General features: G+C 64.0%; 16 protein-coding genes. 8 read left to right on the forward strand and 8 right to left on the reverse strand.

From position 1 onward, the window contains the following. Window positions 1–50 precede the first annotated feature (50 nt). Together CH306_RS29015 and CH306_RS07495 are read left to right on the forward strand one after the other, a co-directional pair. Entirely contained in the window at window positions 51–206 is a 156-nt protein-coding gene (locus tag CH306_RS29015) for a DUF6131 family protein (RefSeq protein WP_094611554.1), read from the forward strand. Between the two features lie 413 nt (window positions 207–619). Further along, window positions 620–1,378 (forward strand): GTP pyrophosphokinase, encoded by a 759-nt coding sequence (locus CH306_RS07495; RefSeq protein WP_052050039.1) that lies wholly within the window; start codon window positions 620–622, stop codon window positions 1,376–1,378. A gap of 65 nt (window positions 1,379–1,443) precedes the next feature. Here the strand turns inward: CH306_RS07495 and CH306_RS07500 are convergent, their stop codons facing one another. Further along, window positions 1,444–3,027, reverse strand: a complete 1,584-nt coding sequence (locus CH306_RS07500) for an MFS transporter (RefSeq protein ID WP_094646156.1) — start codon at window positions 3,025–3,027, stop codon at window positions 1,444–1,446. Between the two features lie 117 nt (window positions 3,028–3,144). Between CH306_RS07500 and CH306_RS07505 the strand changes: the two genes are divergently transcribed. Next, a complete protein-coding gene (locus tag CH306_RS07505) occupies window positions 3,145–3,711 on the forward strand; it encodes a TetR family transcriptional regulator (RefSeq protein WP_032397298.1) in 567 nt (188 codons plus the stop codon). 164 nt (window positions 3,712–3,875) lie between these two features. On the opposite strand, the gene CH306_RS07510 is transcribed toward CH306_RS07505, so the two are convergent. The 5 genes from CH306_RS07510 to CH306_RS07530 all read right to left on the reverse strand — a co-directional run bounded on the left by CH306_RS07510 (window position 3,876) and on the right by CH306_RS07530 (window position 8,936). After that, complete coding sequence (locus CH306_RS07510) at window positions 3,876–4,847, reverse strand: NAD-dependent epimerase/dehydratase family protein (protein ID WP_094646157.1); 972 nt, start codon at window positions 4,845–4,847, stop codon at window positions 3,876–3,878. 81 nt (window positions 4,848–4,928) lie between these two features. After that, a complete protein-coding gene (locus CH306_RS07515) occupies window positions 4,929–6,248 on the reverse strand; it encodes an MFS transporter (protein WP_094646158.1) in 1,320 nt (439 codons plus the stop codon). Beyond that, window positions 6,245–6,793 carry a 3-isopropylmalate dehydratase gene (locus CH306_RS07520; protein ID WP_094646159.1) on the reverse strand — a complete coding sequence of 183 codons (549 nt, stop codon included), beginning with the start codon at window positions 6,791–6,793 and terminating at the stop codon, window positions 6,245–6,247. The genes CH306_RS07515 and CH306_RS07520 overlap by 4 nt, the downstream gene beginning before the upstream one ends. After that, a complete protein-coding gene (locus CH306_RS07525) occupies window positions 6,790–8,055 on the reverse strand; it encodes a 3-isopropylmalate dehydratase large subunit (protein ID WP_373453968.1) in 1,266 nt (421 codons plus the stop codon). The genes CH306_RS07520 and CH306_RS07525 overlap by 4 nt, the downstream gene beginning before the upstream one ends. Before the next feature lie 5 nt (window positions 8,056–8,060). Continuing rightward, window positions 8,061–8,936, reverse strand: a complete 876-nt coding sequence (locus CH306_RS07530; RefSeq protein ID WP_094646160.1) for an isocitrate lyase/PEP mutase family protein — start codon at window positions 8,934–8,936, stop codon at window positions 8,061–8,063. Between the two features lie 134 nt (window positions 8,937–9,070). On the opposite strand from CH306_RS07530, the gene CH306_RS07535 reads away from it, so the two are divergent. Next, window positions 9,071–9,877 (forward strand): IclR family transcriptional regulator, encoded by an 807-nt coding sequence (locus CH306_RS07535; protein WP_094646161.1) that lies wholly within the window; start codon window positions 9,071–9,073, stop codon window positions 9,875–9,877. A 41-nt stretch (window positions 9,878–9,918) separates the two neighbouring features. Here the strand turns inward: CH306_RS07535 and CH306_RS07540 are convergent, their stop codons facing one another. Beyond that, entirely contained in the window at window positions 9,919–10,752 is an 834-nt protein-coding gene (locus tag CH306_RS07540; RefSeq protein ID WP_094646426.1) for a DUF72 domain-containing protein, read from the reverse strand. A gap of 93 nt (window positions 10,753–10,845) precedes the next feature. On the opposite strand from CH306_RS07540, the gene CH306_RS07545 reads away from it, so the two are divergent. Next, on the forward strand, window positions 10,846–11,955 hold the full coding sequence (locus tag CH306_RS07545; protein WP_094646162.1) for a S1C family serine protease: 1,110 nt from the start codon (window positions 10,846–10,848) through the stop codon (window positions 11,953–11,955). Between the two features lie 104 nt (window positions 11,956–12,059). Here the strand turns inward: CH306_RS07545 and CH306_RS07550 are convergent, their stop codons facing one another. Continuing rightward, the gene (locus CH306_RS07550; protein ID WP_094646163.1) at window positions 12,060–12,440 is read right to left on the reverse strand and encodes a VOC family protein; all 381 of its coding nucleotides are present in this window, start codon (window positions 12,438–12,440) and stop codon (window positions 12,060–12,062) included. Between the two features lie 59 nt (window positions 12,441–12,499). Here CH306_RS07550 and CH306_RS07555 point away from each other — a divergent pair, with 59 nt between their 5' ends. The 3 genes from CH306_RS07555 to CH306_RS07565 all read left to right on the forward strand — a co-directional run bounded on the left by CH306_RS07555 (window position 12,500) and on the right by CH306_RS07565 (window position 14,831). Further along, complete coding sequence (locus CH306_RS07555; protein WP_179272819.1) at window positions 12,500–13,477, forward strand: LLM class F420-dependent oxidoreductase; 978 nt, start codon at window positions 12,500–12,502, stop codon at window positions 13,475–13,477. A 66-nt stretch (window positions 13,478–13,543) separates the two neighbouring features. Next, window positions 13,544–14,152 carry an AIM24 family protein gene (locus tag CH306_RS07560; protein ID WP_032396833.1) on the forward strand — a complete coding sequence of 203 codons (609 nt, stop codon included), beginning with the start codon at window positions 13,544–13,546 and terminating at the stop codon, window positions 14,150–14,152. A 1-nt stretch (window position 14,153) separates the two neighbouring features. Then, complete coding sequence (locus tag CH306_RS07565; RefSeq protein WP_032396834.1) at window positions 14,154–14,831, forward strand: AIM24 family protein; 678 nt, start codon at window positions 14,154–14,156, stop codon at window positions 14,829–14,831. Window positions 14,832–14,835: the final 4 nt, after the last annotated feature.

Here is a 14,835-nt window from a genome sequence, read left to right on the forward strand (position 1 = left end):
TCCCATCGGCATTCGTCGGTAGCGGGCTCACAGATGCACCAGGAGTAGTCATGATCGTTCTCGGAATCATCCTCGCACTCATCGGTTATTTCGCCGGCATATCCATCCTGACCACTATCGGCATCATCCTCGTGGTCGTCGGCGCGGTTCTGACGCTGCTCGGTTCGATGGGGCGCGCAGTCGGTGGCCGCAAGACGTGGTTTTGACCCACACGTTAGAACACACGTTCGATTTCTGTTAGTCTGAGCGTGCCCCCGGAGTTGGCGATGCGGCCAGCGGAGCCACTTCGGGCGGTCCAGAGCGGACTGTACGGATTCTCGAAGGCGGTCGCACGCAATGGCAGTCGAACCCGAGCCTGCGGCCGGCTCGCTCTATCGCGTCGGGGATCGATGGGCCGAGAGAGCACCGAAGCGTTGTGGCAACGGTCATCGGCTCGTCGCAGGGTCGGTTCTCGTCGGTTCGCGGGCATGTTCGTGTGAACTCGGACATCACCGGACGCATCAGTGCCAGTCCTGTGGCGTCGTGAGATTCACCCCCGAACTGGGCCCGTCGTGCAGTGATGCAAGCTTCGATTCGCGCGCCGCGCGCGCCCGACCCGCCGTCGTGGACAATCGTGTTCATGAACGAGGTCATGAAGAACAGTGAAACCGCGGTCGACCTGGGTCGACTCAGGCACGATTTCACGCGATTCATGATGAGCTACAAGTTCGGGATCGACGAGCTGATCACCAAGATCAACATCCTCAAGCAGGAATTCACCCACATACACCGCTACAGCCCCATCGAACACGTCTCGTCGAGGTTGAAGACGCCCGAGAGCATCATCGACAAGGCGCAACGCAAGAAGTGCTCGCTCAATCTCGACGCGATCCGCGAGAACATCTTCGACGTCGCGGGTGTGCGCATCACCTGCAGCTTCATCTCCGACACCTACCGCATTGCCGACATGCTCAGTAGCCAGAGCGATGTGCGCGTCGTCGAGACCAAGGACTACATCGCGAATCCGAAACCCAACGGCTACAAGAGTTTGCACCTGATCGTCGAGATTCCGGTGTTCATGTCCGACCGCGTCCAACCGGTGCTCGTCGAGCTGCAGATCCGAACCATCGCGATGGATTTCTGGGCAAGCTTGGAACACAAGATCTTCTACAAGTACCGCGGAGAAATTCCTCCCACTCTGCTGGCCGAACTGACCGAGGCCGCCGAGAGCGCGAACAAGCTCGACGAGAAGATGGAAAGACTGCACGACGAGGTGACGGAGCTCAACGGCGATGCCGAGAACTCCATCACTCTCGGTTCGATGCCACCGTTGGCATTGCCGCCGGAGTTGTTGCACATGCTGCTCACCGCGCAGGCCGACGCGATCGACCCGGAGTAGAGACCCGCACTACGACAAACCCCGCTGCTCAACGGGTGAGCAGCGGGGCCTGTGTTCTGCAATAGCTATCCGATGTGCACCGGGGTGTCGCCGACGGGCAGGTCGTCCTTCTTCGCACGGACGAGCACCAGCACGACCGGGCACACCAGTGCGACGAGGATCGCGGCGGTCCCGAAGGCCCAGGCGTAACCCGAGACCTCGGCTGCGAAGGCGTGGTCGATGGTGGCCAGCACGAAGTTTCGGATCGGCTCCGGTAACGAGGCCAGTACTTCGTCGCTGGGGATCTCCTGGCTCGCGAGAGCCTCGGCAGGAACTCCGGCAGGCGGAGTCGGTGCGGGGTTCTCGGCCAGGTACGTGGACTTGGACGAGGTGTACACCGTGGTGAACACCGCCGCGCCGAGTGCGCCGCCGACCTGCAGTGTGGCGTTGATCAGCGCGGATGCGGCACCTGCGTCGTGATCGGGCACTCCGATGAGCGCGACGTTCTGCATCGGCACCATCAGGAGGCCGAGACCGAGGCCGAGCAGCACGACGCCCGGGAGGACGTGCGTCCAGTACGAGGTGTCGACACCGATCTGCGTGAGCAGCAGCAGGCCGATCGCGGACACGACGGGACCGACGGTCATCAGCGGCTTGGGCCCGATCTTCGGCACCAGCGCGGAGGCGATTGCAGCGGTGATCAGGATTCCACCGGTCATCGGCAGCGACGCGACGCCGGCGATCACCGGGCTCATCTCGAGCACGATCTGGAAGTAGAACGTGAGGTACAACGTGCCGCCGAGCAGTGCGGCACCGATGACGGCGGATCCGATGTACGCGGCACCGCGGTCCCGATCGAGCAGCACACTGAGCGGAAGCAACGGGTTGTCCGACTTCGACTCCACCACGACGAAGGCCGCGAGAAGAGCGAGGCCGAGGGCGATGAAGGAGATGGTCGGTACCGTCGCCCAGCCGTCTTCGGCTTCGGTGAAGCCGTAGACCAGCGATGCCAGCCCGAGTGCGACGAGGATCGCGCCCGGCAGGTCGTAGCGAGTGTCTCCGTGCGCCTTGCTTTCCTTGACCAACGGCACCGCGGCAGCGATGGCGACCACGGCGACCGGGATGTTGACGAGCAGGCACCAGCGCCAGTTCGCGTATTCGGTGAGCACTCCGCCGAGGAGCAGGCCGACGGCTGCGCCGCCACCGGCGATCGCTCCGAACACACCGAACGCCTTGGCGCGTTCCTTGGTGTCGGTGAACGTGACCGTCAGGATGGCCAGTGCTGCCGGTGCGAGCAGTGCGGCGAAGACGCCCTGGCCGGCGCGCGCGATGAACAGCTGCCAGCCCTCCTGGGCGAGTCCGCCGATTGCGGAGGCAACTGCGAAGCCTGCCATGCCGACGATGAACGAGCGCTTGCGTCCCCAGTAGTCGGCGATGCGTCCGCCGAGCAGCAGAAGTGCGCCGAACGACAACGCGTAGGCGGTGATGACCCAGGCGCGGCTGCTGTCGCTGATACCCAGGTCCAGCTGAGCCTGCGGCAGCGCGATATTGACGATGGTGCCGTCCAGCACGATCGTGAGCTGAGTGATGGCGACGATGCAGAGCACCAGCCATCGGCGCTCGTAGTTCGGGTTGAGATCCGGCGATTCTCGCTCGGAGAGCTGCGACATGTTTCTACCCCACTCGTACTCGTCGATTCTCGGGCACGAAAATGTCCCGATCGAAAAGGTAGGCGATGCCGTCCGAGGTGTCAAACGAACTAGTTGGTAGGCGGTATCGTGGCCGTCATGAAGCCTGACGCCAGCGCAACCCGCGCCCGCATCGTCGCCGCCGCTCGCGCAGAATTCTCCGAGCACGGACTGGCCGGAGCACGAGTGGATCGCATCGCCGTCTCCGCCAAGGCCAGCAAGGAACGCCTGTACGCCTACTTCGGCGACAAGCAAGCACTGTTCCGAGCCGTGATGGAGGACGGATTCACCCGATTTCTCGAATCGGTTCCGTTCACCGCCGACGATCTGGGGCGATACGCCGCCCGCGAGTATCTGCACTTCGCCGCGCACCCCGAGGAACACCGATTGCTGCTGTGGACGCAACTTCAGGGCGGCAAGGGCGCGGCAGGCGTGGAGAAGGTCCGATCGGTATTCGCCGAGCGACGAACGGCTGTAGCCGCGGTACAGAAGAAGGGGACGATCTCGGACGCGTTCACCGTCGACGACCTGTTCACCATGATCTTCGGCATCACCTCGTCGTGGATGACCGCGCCGGGTAACGACTGCGGAGCCGTCGACGACACCGAACACCAGCGTCGGGCGTCGATCATCGAGGGCGCAGTACGACGACTCTGCGCTCCGTAGCGTTGTCTATCGTTCTCTAGTTTTCAATCAAGAGAGACGAATAGTGGGGTAGCGGGGCCGGTTTTCCCGCAAACGCGCGCGCGTTTGTCAGACGCGCGCGATTTCGACACCGATCCTGTGGCAATTCCGAACGCGTCCGACGATTCCGCGCGCGTCTGCCGAGTTCACCGCCCCGCCAGAATTGCCGCCTCACGCTCGGCCGAGAGTCCGACGGGCGGCCGATCGTCCCTCATCGGCGTCCGTCCGTTCAGCGACTGCAACCACATCCACGTGTCGGCGATGGTCTCCTGAATCGGACGAGTCCGGAGCCCTGCAGCGAATGCCTTCGAGACATCGGATGCATGCAACGAATCGTGATCGACCCCCGGCGGAATCCAGATCGGGAGCTCCGTCCACGGCTGCACGCCTGCAGCGCTGAGTACGTCCGGCTCCACCCAGCACAGCCGAGCATCGGAGCGGGTGGCTTGGATGCAGGCCTGCAGAACGTCGTCGATCGTGGCATGACCTGGCCGGCTCACCACGTCGTACGCGCCCCCGAGACCCCGGGCCGCTGCATCCAGACTCCAGGCAACGAGATCGCGGGCATCGACATATTGCAGTGCCAGGTCGGCGGGACCGGGCGCGAGCACATCGCCAGCGCGCTCGATTCTGTTCAGCCACCAGGGAAGTCGGCCGATATTTTCGTAGGGTCCCAGGATCAGCCCGGCGCGGACCAGCAGCGCTCGAGCGCCGAACGCTGCAGCAGCGGCCTGCTCACCGCCGAGTTTGCATCGCGCATAGTCCTCGCCAGGCCCGTGGACCGTCGGCCAGGTCTCGTTCGCTCCTGCCTCGGGCGCGTCGTACACGGATCGGCTCGAGACGTAGATGTAGCTATCGACTCGACCGACGAGCGTCGCCGACGACCGCTCGACGGCGCTCGGCTCCCATGACCAGGTGTCGAACACCATGTCCCAGTTACCTTCTCGAATCGCATTCAGCCCACCGGTCGCGCGTCTGTCTCCACGGAGTTGGTTGACCCGGGGATCCGACGGGGTCGTGCCGCGATTGAGTACCGTGACGTCCCACTGCAGATCGAGGGCGTGTTCGACGGCGCATCGCCCCACGAAGTCGCTTCCGCCGAGGACCAATAGCTTCATGTACCCAGTGTGCCGGTCATCCGGTCCGCGCTGCCGTCGACCAGCCTGATGGGATCGCTGCTGACAGCAGAGCAGCTCCAGCTACACGGGGAGCGTGCTGTGTCCCGTCTCCTTGATGGTCAGCACCGTCGCAACACCGATGGCGCACACGCCCATCACCCAGTACGCCGGTGACATCGCGTTGCCGGTCGATTCGACCAACTGTGCGGCGACGTACGGCGCAGTTCCGCCTGCGGCGATCGTTCCGATGTTGAAGCCCAACGACACTCCGGTGTAGCGAACCGATCGCGGGAACAGTTCGGTGAACAGCGGGAACGCCGGAACCTGTACGACGCCATTGAGCACCATGTAGACGAAGTAGACGACGCCGACGATCAGAATGCTCGACGTGGCACCGAGAATCATGAAGACCGGTAGCGCGATGATCACGTAGGCCACATAGCCGAACAGCAGTACCGGTTTGCGGCCGAATCTGTCGGTCAGCATCCCGCTCAACGGAAAAGTGGCGCAGGCCAACGCAATTGCCACCGCCGACGTCCAGTACACCGAGTCCTTCGAGAACCCGAGGTCGTTGATCAGGTACACGCTGAAGTAGGTCAGTCCGATGTATCCGGATCCGTTCATCGCGATCGCGATGCCGACGACGCGGAGCACCGACCACGGTTGCTTCCTCACCACGTCACTCAACGGGCTCTTGGCTACCTCGTTCTTGGCTGCCATTTCCTCGAACTCCGGGCTGTCCTCCAGCTTCAGCCGGACACGGAGACATACGAACGCCAGGGGCAGAGCAAGCAGGAACGGGATGCGCCATCCCCAGGACGACATTTGTTCCTCGGTCGTGATCAGAGCGACGACCCCGACGACGGCGGCAGCGACGGCGAAGCCGAGTGTCGATCCCACCGGCGTGAACGAACCGAAGAATCCACGACGGTTCGGCGGTGCCGATTCGGCGATGTAGGTTGCGGCACCGCCGATCTCACCGCCCGCCGAGAATCCCTGGGCGAGCCGGACGATGACCAGCAGAACCGGGGCCAGCACGCCGACGCTCGAGTGCGTCGGCAGCAGGCCGAGAATGCCGCAGGCGACGCCCATGCACACCACGGTGATGACGAGGGCGTGCCGACGACCCTTACGGTCTCCGAGTCTTCCGAAGAAGATTCCGCCGAGCGGACGGGCGACGTAGGCCACGCCGAAGACCGCCAAGGTCGCCAGTATCGATACGCCGGGGCTGGTGGATGGGAAGAACAGCGGTGCGATGACGACGGCGAGGAAGCCGTAGACCGCGAAGTCGTAATACTCGATGAGCGTGCCGACACCTCCGGCGAGCGCAGCTCGGCGCGCGGTCGTGGTGTCCGCCTTGGGCGGTGCGACTCCTGCGCGGGAGTGTTCGGTGTTCGTCATCGCGCTGATCCTTCTGTGAGTGGTTGCTTGCTTCGTTGTTCGGAGAGAAGCAGTTCGTACGACCCTCCTGCTTCGATGACGGCGACGGTGCGGGCATTGGGTGGATGACCGGTGATCGTGGTGCCGTCCGCCTTCGACACCTCGGCCCGACGCCAGTCGAGTCCGACTACGTCACCGACGGCCACCGCGTCCGATATTCCGGGGACGGTGATCAGGGGCATACCGTTGAAGGTCTCGCCGCGCCAGAATCCGGGCGAGAACGATTCCGCCACAACGGCACTGATGCCCAGGTTGCGCAACGCCACCATCGGCGGATAGTGCGGATGTCCGTAGCCGAAGTTCCGCCCACCGACGATGATGTCTCCGGGGCGAACTCGATCGACGAAATCCGGGTCGTACGCCGCCATGCAGACCGATCTGAGGTGATCGGGGTCGTAGGACTTGATGTTCGCGACACCCACCACCAGATCGATGTCGAAGTCGTCGCCGAATATCCACGCGACTGCGCCGTCGATGACGTCGGGCGGGGGCGGGTATGCGCTCATGACCCCACCTGCGCGATCGTCCCGGCGAGGGCGCTGGCCGCGACTGTGAAGGGTGAACCCATGTAGATGTTGGCGTCGGAGCTACCCATTCGCCCTGAGATGTTCAGCACCCCGGTGGAAATGCAGTTCTCGCCGGCCGCGAGGGGCTTCTGGTATCCGAAGCAGAAGTCGCAGCTCGACACCGCGATATGCGCGCCCGCCGAACGCAGGATGTCCAGCAGCCCTTCGCTTTCGGCTTGATCGTGCACCTTCTGCGAGGTCGGCACCACGTTCAACTCGACCCCGGGTGCGACCGTCCGCCCGTCGAGCACCAGAGCCGCCGCGCGCAAGTCTTCGATGCGGCCGCTGGCACAGGACCCGATGAACGCCTTCGTGATCGGTATTCCGGCCAGATCGGCGGCGGTATGCGTGTTGGCGGCACGGGCCGAGCCGGGCTGCACCACTTGCGGAACGATGGTGGACAGGTCGATGGTGTGGCGGGCCGCGTAGGTGGCGCCCTCGTCGGGGAGCACGGGGCTGAACGCGTGCCGGGCGACGTCGTGGGCGTAGGCGAGCGACAGCTCGTCGGGTTCGAAGATCGCCGAGACCGCTCCGGTGAACATCGCCATCCCGCACAGTCCCTGGCGGTGGTCGATCTTCATCGACCGCGCTCCGGGACCACCGAACTCCACGACCTGGTGGGCGCACCCGTCCGCACCGACCAGGTCGATGATCGTGTGGACGAGATCGCGGCTGTCGACGCCGGGGCCGAACTCACCCACGAGGTCGAACCGGGTGGTGGCCGGGATGTCGACGTACAGCTGTCCTGTCACCCATGCCTCGATCAGATCGCGCCGGATGCCCCAACCGAGTGCGCCGAACGCACCGATTCCGCTGATGTGCCCGTCGAAGTGGACGAGAAAGTCTCCTGGCGTTGCGAGTCCGAGTTCGGCGGTGAGTTGATGACCGATGCCGCGGCCCTCGTGCAGTTCGATGCCGTAGAACTCGCACCAATCTCGCGTGATCTGGTGCACCTCTTGTTCTTTGGCGTTCTTCTTGGTGAGCATGTGGTCGATGAAGACGACGTATCGCGCCGGGTCGTCGAGTTCGGTGATGCCGAAGTCCTCGCGCATCTGCCGGAACATCACGTCGGTGTAGCCCGGGAAGTCGTAGGCGATCATCCGTGCGGGTCGCACGGCATGATTCTCTCCGGCGTGCACCACATCGGCATCACAGGTTCGGCCGAGGATCTTCTCGACCATCGTCAGTGCGTCGGAACTCATACCGATCACACCTTCGAGTCGGCGGGAAGGTACTTGCGTTGCGCTGCTTCGACTTCCGGAAAACCGATGAGATCGACGAACTCGTGGTGCTGCAGCGCGTCGGCGCTCACCTCCGCCGGGGCTTCTCCGCGTGCGAGTCGGCGCAGAGCCTCACGAGCAGCTCCGGTGGCAGCCATCAGTACCTGGGTCGGCAGTAGAGCGAGTCGAACGCCGATCTGCTGCAACACCTCCGGGGTGAACTCGCGCTCGGTCCACGTCGACGCGGTCAATGTCGCCATCAGTGGGACACCGACGGCGTCGTGACAGCGAGCCCACTCGTCGGCGGTCTCGAAGGTCTTCGTGACCGGCATGATCATGTCGGCACCGGCGTCGACGTATGCCGTCGCGCGTCGGATCGCGTCGTCGCCACGCGCATCGGTGCGGGCAATCATCAGGACGTGGTCCGGCAGCGAATCCCGCACTGCTCTGACCTTTCCCGACGCTTCCTCGATGCTGATGAGGTCCACGGGCTCGCCCACGCAGATGGGGCACTTCTTCGGCGAGAGCTGATCTTCCATGAAGACGCCCTGCACACCTGCGACGGCGAATCGACCTGCGGTCCGCGCCGCGTTGACGGCGTTTCCGTAGCCGGTATCGATATCCGCGACCAACGGTAGTGACGACGCCTCGCCGATGGTGCGCACCGCCTGGAGGTTCTCGGTCATCGTGTACAGCTCGGCGTCGGGGAGTCCGAGTGCGGCCGACACGGCGAAGCCGGAGGCACACAGGGCCGAGAACCCGGCCTGTTCGGCCAGCTTTGCCGTCAGTCCGTCCCATACGCCCGGGGCGTACACCAGGCCCTGTTCGGTCAGATCTCTGAGTGTCGCGGTCATGAGCACCATCCATTTCGTAATGCGGAACGTATTCCGAATTTAGAGTGGCTCGGATCACAAGTCAACACCGGTCGGTGCACTCACCGGTTCCGGTCGCTTCGTAGGATGGCGTCGACGCTTCAGCCGACCGGAAGGAACAACACGTGGACGTTCCCACCGAGTCCGATACCCACGCCGGCCGCGACATAGTCGGTGCCGTCGTCAAAGCCTGCACATTGCTCGATCACTTCGATACGACGCATCCGGTGTGGACGCTCAACGACCTGACGACTGCAAGTCGAATGAACAAGACGACCGTGCACAGACTGATGACCACGCTGATTCATGCCGGTTGGGTGGATCGAACGGCCGAAGGCTCGTATCGAATCGCCATGCCCGTGTTCGAGATCGGGTCGTCGGCACTGACCCAACTCGACATCCGCGGTGCGGCGCAACCATACCTGTCGGAGATTGCCGAAAAGTTCGGCGACACTGCATATCTCATGGTCCCAGCGGACGAGGGAGCCGTCTGCATCGATCGCCACGAAGGAAGCAATCCCCTGGTGGTTGCGGGCATTTCGATCGGTTCGGTACTGCCGTATCACGCCACTGCAGGCCCGATGGCCATGCTGGCGTTCTCCGCCCGGATACGCGACCGGTGGCTCGCCGATGACCTACCTGCGTTCACGGATCGAACACCGACCGCGCCGGAAGAGTTGCTCACCCGTCTCGAACAGATCCGGTCTCAGGGGTACGCACTGAGCAACTCGGATTACCTCACCGGTGTCGCGGCCGTCGGAGCACCGATCCTCGGACGAAACGGTGCGGTCGTTGCATCGATCAGTGTGGGCGGCCGAGCGGAGACCTTCGAGGGCGATGCCCTGCGAGAGAAGGTGGCGACGGTTCTGGCCTCCGCACAGAGCTTGTCCCGTGTGGCAGAAGCGCTACCTGCGCCAGGACGAGAACATTGAGTTATTCGTACATCTACCCGATCAGCTAGAGAGCCGAATACTCATCTACCGATTCGCTCGATCAGTCTCATGGCGTCGAAGGGTGCGTGTCCCTTGATGTCGTTGTCGAAATACACGTGGACGTCTCGGCCCGTGGCCGTCCAGTCCGAGATCTTCGCCGCCCATCGGTCGAGAGCGTCATCGGTGTAGCCGCTGGCGTACAGCTCCTGGTCGCCGTGCAGGCGGGCGTACATGAAATCGGCCGTCGGAGTGTCGACGTACGGATACTTACCTGCAGTATCGGCGACGACGAACGCAATATCGTTCTCTCGCAACAACTCCACGGCTTCATCGGTGGCGAAACTCTGATGCCGAGCTTCCACGCAGTGCCGAAGCGGCCGAGACGATGGCGGAGGCAGCAACACTCGATCCTCGGCGAGTTTGTCGTCGCGAGAATGGGCCAGAGTGACTGCAGCAGAAACTGTTCGGGGCAACACGGCGAAGAAATCCGCCACCTTCTGCGCGTCGAATTCGAGGTTCGGTGGCAACTGCCACAGGAACGGTCCGAGCTTGTCGCCCAGCGTCAACACGCCGGTGGCGAAGAAGTTCGCGAGCGCTGCCTCGACCCCGACGAGCCGTTTGATATGGGTGACGTAGCGACCGCCTTTGATCGAGAACACGAAGTCGTCCGGGGTCTCGTCGTGCCATTTGGTGAAGCTCGACGGCTTCTGCATCGCATAGAAGGTGCCGTTGATCTCGATCGACGACAGTTTCTCCGACGCGTACCCGAGCTCCTTGCGATGGGCCAAGCCCGCCGGATAGAAATCACCTCGCCACGGCGCGTACGTCCACCCGGAGATACCGATCAGAACTCGAGGTCGATGCGACGCGGGCATGAGCAGACTGTAGACGGGCAGTTCCCAGACGTTCGGCGCAATCGGCTGCAACCAGCTGGCACCACCATCACCGTCGGACCATAATCGGTTCCTATGCGGTCGGGTGGACGAGCGGTGGTGCTGACGCTGGTCGCTGCCGGCGTGTGGCTCTTCGCGACGCCGCAACTCGATCCGGGAACCACAGACTTCGTGGCCACGCCGGAGCCCATCGCGCCGGCTGCTCCCGCCGTCGAACCGCCGCCGCTGACGCTCGACGAGCTCTCGGCTCGGGTCGATCCCACCGTTGTCACACTGTCGGCATCGGCCGGCTTCACCGGGGTCGCGGGCACCGGCTTCGTCGTCGCGCCGGATGGAATCGTGGTCACCAACTTCCACGTCGTCGAGAACGCCACCGAGATCAGCGCAGTGCACATGGGCAACGGACTGATCTACGACGCCACCGTGCTGGGTTACGACAAGTCCCGTGACGTGGCGGTCGTGCAGTTGATCACCGCGGCCGACCTGCCGGTGGTCGAGCTTGCCCCGGACCCACTTCCCGAGGTGGGTGATGCGGTGACAGCCGTCGGGAATGCCTCGGGTGCAGGGGTATTGGTGCCTGCGCCGGGGGCGGTGACCGCCCTCGATCAGCAGGTGCGTACGCGCAGTTCGGTGGACGGGTCACGAAATACGTTGGAGCGGATGATTCGCGTCGATGCCGATGTGCGAGCGGGGGATTCGGGTGGGCCTCTGTTCGACGCCTGGGGCCGTGTGGTGGGCGTGAACACCGCCGGGTTGTCCGACGAGGCCCGCAACGGCACCGAATTCTCGCCCCCACAGGCACCCGAGGCGTATGCCGTCCCCATCGCCGAGGCGGTCTCGGTACTCGATCAGGTACTCGCCGGGCAATCGGGCGGCACGGTCCACGTAGGCCCCACACCGTACTTCGGTGTCTCGGTACGCGATGTGTCGGTCTTCGAGAACAGGCCGGCGATCGGAGCGGCCGTCGTCTCGGTGACCTCCGATTCCCCGGCCGAGTCCCTGGGGTTGTCCGCCGCGGACGTGATCGTGACGTTCGACGGCACGCAGATCGAATCCTCGTCGGACCTGTCGCAGGCACTCATCGGACGACGCCCGGGCGATTCCGCCGTCGTCGAATGGGTCGACGATGCGGGTGTGACCAGCTCCGGCACAGTCACTCTCGACGCCGGATTGCCGACGGCGTGAGGTCGTTCCGCAGGCTCCACTCCCGACGGCGTGAGGTCGTTCCGCAGGCTCCACTCCCGACAGCCTGGAGTCGTTCCGCAGGCTCCACTCCCGACAGCCTGAGTTCAGCCCTGCAGCACCGACAACACATTGCCCGCCGGGTCGGTGAACCATGCGATGAGCGGGCCGCCGTGTCGAAAGATTCCTTTCTCGTCGGTGCCCATGTCCGGATACTGCTCGAACACAATCCCTTTGGCGATCAGTGTGTCGACCGCACTGTCGATGTCGGCAACCGGGAAGTTCAGAATCGTGTACCGAGCGGGCACGTGCCCGGGACGTGGATAGATCAGCACGATCGCCCCGGCGGCGAGGTGCAGCTCGAGCATGCCCATCTCGTTCTCGGTGACCGTCAGTCCGAGGGTCTCGCCGTAGAACGCGCGCGCCGCCTGTAGGTCGTCGACCGAGAACCCGGAGAACGGCTGCCTGGTCAGTTCCAAGATCGTCATCGTCGAATTATCGCGCTCTCACGCGTGCCAGGGGCCGATATCCGAGTAGCGTGGATCTCGTGACTATTCGCCTCGGTTACCAGATGCCCAACTTCAGCTACGACGGTTCGGTCGCAGAGCTCTTTCCCCAGGTCATCGCGCAGGCGCGCGAGGCCGAAGCGGCCGGGTTCGACACCGCATTCGTGATGGATCACTTCTACCAACTTCCCGGAATCGGCAAGCCCGACGAGCCGATGCTCGAGGCCTACTCCGCTCTGTCCGCCCTCGCGACGGCCACCGACACCATCCAGCTCTCCGCGCTGGTCACCGGAAACACCTATCGCAATCCCGCGATCCTGGCCAAGACCGTCACCACACTGGATGTCGTCAGTGGCGGTCGCGCGATCCTCGGTATCGGTGCCGGCTGGTACGAGCTCGAGCACCAGAGCTTCGGACTCGAGTTCGGCACCTTCACCGACCGTTTCGAGCGACTCGACGAGGCCCTGCAGATCATCGAGCCGATGCTTCGCGGCCAGCGCCCCATGTTCGACGGCCTCTGGTACCAGGTGGAGGACGCGATCAACGAGCCTCGCATCCGCGACGATCTGCCGATCATGCTCGGTGGCGGCGGCGAGAAGAAGACGTTCGGACTGGCCGCACAATTCGCCGACCATCTCAACATCATCTGCGACGCAAACGAATTGCCCCGCAAGATCGCTGCCGTCCAAGCGCGCTGCGAGGAGGTCGACCGCGACCCGAAGGACCTCGAAACGAGCTTCCTCGCGTTCGTCATCGTCGACGAGGACGGCGACAAGGCCAAGGAACTGCAGCGCGAGTTCGTGCTGAAGCAGGGCCTCGACCTGACGAACCTGTCGGAGGAGGACGCGGCGAAGGCCACCGATCGCCACTTCTGCGGAACCCCCGACGACGTAGCCGAGCAGGTGCAGAAGCGCGTGCTCGATCACGGCATCGACGGCATCATCATCAACCTGATCACCAACGGACACCAGCCGGGAGCCGTCGAACTGGCAGGTAAGGCCCTGAAGCCGCTCGTCTAGATTTTTCTCCAGCGGTAGCCGCGGGGGCGCGTGCAGTGGCATAGTTCCCCCGTGGCTCAGCTGAGGATGAACGGGCACCGTGTCTTGGTCGCCGACCTGACCGGCGATTCCCTGCGCGCGATGTCGGGTTCCATGGTGGCGTACGAGGGTGACGTCACCTTCAAGAACGCAGGCATGGGCGGCGGCGGCGGATTTCGCGCCGCACTCAAACAGAAGGTGACCGGCGAGTCGCTGTCGCTGATGGACGTGTCGGGCAAGGGCACCGTCTACTTCGCCGTCGACGCTCAGGACATCACTCTCGTCGAGGTCCAGGGCGACAACCTCCACGTCGAATCCTCCCAGTTGCTCGCTCTCACAGGGCAACTGCGCACCGACGTCAAGTTCTCCGGCCTTCGCGGCGCATCGTCGGGGCAAGGTTTGTTCACCACCGTCGTCAGCGGATCGGGAACGGTGGCATTGCTGTCGAAGGGTGGGCCGATCATCGCCCTCGCCGTCGACCCCCAGTATCCCTTGGTCGTCGATCCCGACGCGTTCGTTGCCCACCGCGGCCAACTGAATCAGAGCTTCGTCACCGACGTCACGTGGCGCTCCGCCATCGGCGGCGGCAGCGGCGAGGCGTTCTCCCTCCGTTTCGACGGCCAGGGCGTCGTCTACATCCAACCCGAGGAGCGCTGACGTGCCGCTCGAACTCGTCAACAGCAAAGTCGTGAAATCCGTTCTGGCACCCAATCAGAGCGTGCTCGCGCGTCGTGGATCGATGCTCTACTACACCGGCGACGTACGGTTCGTTCCGCACTCGATGGGCGGTTCGGCCGGAGCCATGCCGGGCATGGGCGGCATGGCGGGGATGGCAGGCCGGATGATGGCAGGCGAACACGTGGCGATGATGGCCGCCGAGGGTCAGGGTGAGGTCTTCTACGGCCACGCCGGGCTGTACATCGAGGTGATCCATCTCGACGGGTCCTCGATGCTCACCGTCGAAGCCGATCGACTTCTGGTGCACGACGGCTACCTTCAGAGTTCCATCGTGGCCCTGACCTCACAGGGCGGTGTTCGCGGAGCGGTGCGCGGCGCGATGACCGGGCAGGGTTTGTTCACGACCCAACTGACCGGTCAGGGCAGCGTCGCGGTTCTCTCGCACGGCGGCGCGACTCCGCTGCAGGTCGGACCGAATCACCCTCAGGTCGTGGTGGATCCGCAGGCGTACGTCTGCCACATCGGCAACATCAACGTCGACATCTCGGCGAACGTCGGGTGGCGAGACGCCGTCGGCAAGGGCAGCGGTGAGGCGATTCAGCTGAAGATGACCGGTATGGGCACCGTGTGGGTGCAGGCGTCCGAGCAGAAGTTCTGAGGAG

It is taken from the genome of Rhodococcus sp. 15-725-2-2b (assembly GCF_002259075.1).
Classification (GTDB): Bacteria; Actinomycetota; Actinomycetes; order Mycobacteriales; family Mycobacteriaceae; genus Rhodococcoides.

Excerpts from the sequence above, each read along its gene's own strand:
- CH306_RS29015 (WP_094611554.1), top strand. The coding sequence starts at position 51 with ATGATCGTTCTCGGAATCATCCTCGCACTCATCGGTTATTTCGCCGGC.
- CH306_RS07495 (WP_052050039.1), top strand. The coding sequence starts at position 620 with ATGAACGAGGTCATGAAGAACAGTGAAACCGCGGTCGACCTGGGTCGA.
- CH306_RS07500 (WP_094646156.1), bottom strand. The coding sequence starts at position 3,027 with ATGTCGCAGCTCTCCGAGCGAGAATCGCCGGATCTCAACCCGAACTAC.
- CH306_RS07505 (WP_032397298.1), top strand. The coding sequence starts at position 3,145 with ATGAAGCCTGACGCCAGCGCAACCCGCGCCCGCATCGTCGCCGCCGCT.
- CH306_RS07510 (WP_094646157.1), bottom strand. The coding sequence starts at position 4,847 with ATGAAGCTATTGGTCCTCGGCGGAAGCGACTTCGTGGGGCGATGCGCC.
- CH306_RS07515 (WP_094646158.1), bottom strand. The coding sequence starts at position 6,248 with ATGACGAACACCGAACACTCCCGCGCAGGAGTCGCACCGCCCAAGGCG.
- CH306_RS07520 (WP_094646159.1), bottom strand. The coding sequence starts at position 6,793 with ATGAGCGCATACCCGCCCCCGCCCGACGTCATCGACGGCGCAGTCGCG.
- CH306_RS07525 (WP_373453968.1), bottom strand. The coding sequence starts at position 8,055 with ATGAGTTCCGACGCACTGACGATGGTCGAGAAGATCCTCGGCCGAACC.
- CH306_RS07530 (WP_094646160.1), bottom strand. The coding sequence starts at position 8,936 with ATGGTGCTCATGACCGCGACACTCAGAGATCTGACCGAACAGGGCCTG.
- CH306_RS07540 (WP_094646426.1), bottom strand. The coding sequence starts at position 10,752 with ATGCCCGCGTCGCATCGACCTCGAGTTCTGATCGGTATCTCCGGGTGG.
- CH306_RS07545 (WP_094646162.1), top strand. The coding sequence starts at position 10,846 with ATGCGGTCGGGTGGACGAGCGGTGGTGCTGACGCTGGTCGCTGCCGGC.
- CH306_RS07550 (WP_094646163.1), bottom strand. The coding sequence starts at position 12,440 with ATGACGATCTTGGAACTGACCAGGCAGCCGTTCTCCGGGTTCTCGGTC.
- CH306_RS07560 (WP_032396833.1), top strand. The coding sequence starts at position 13,544 with ATGAACGGGCACCGTGTCTTGGTCGCCGACCTGACCGGCGATTCCCTG.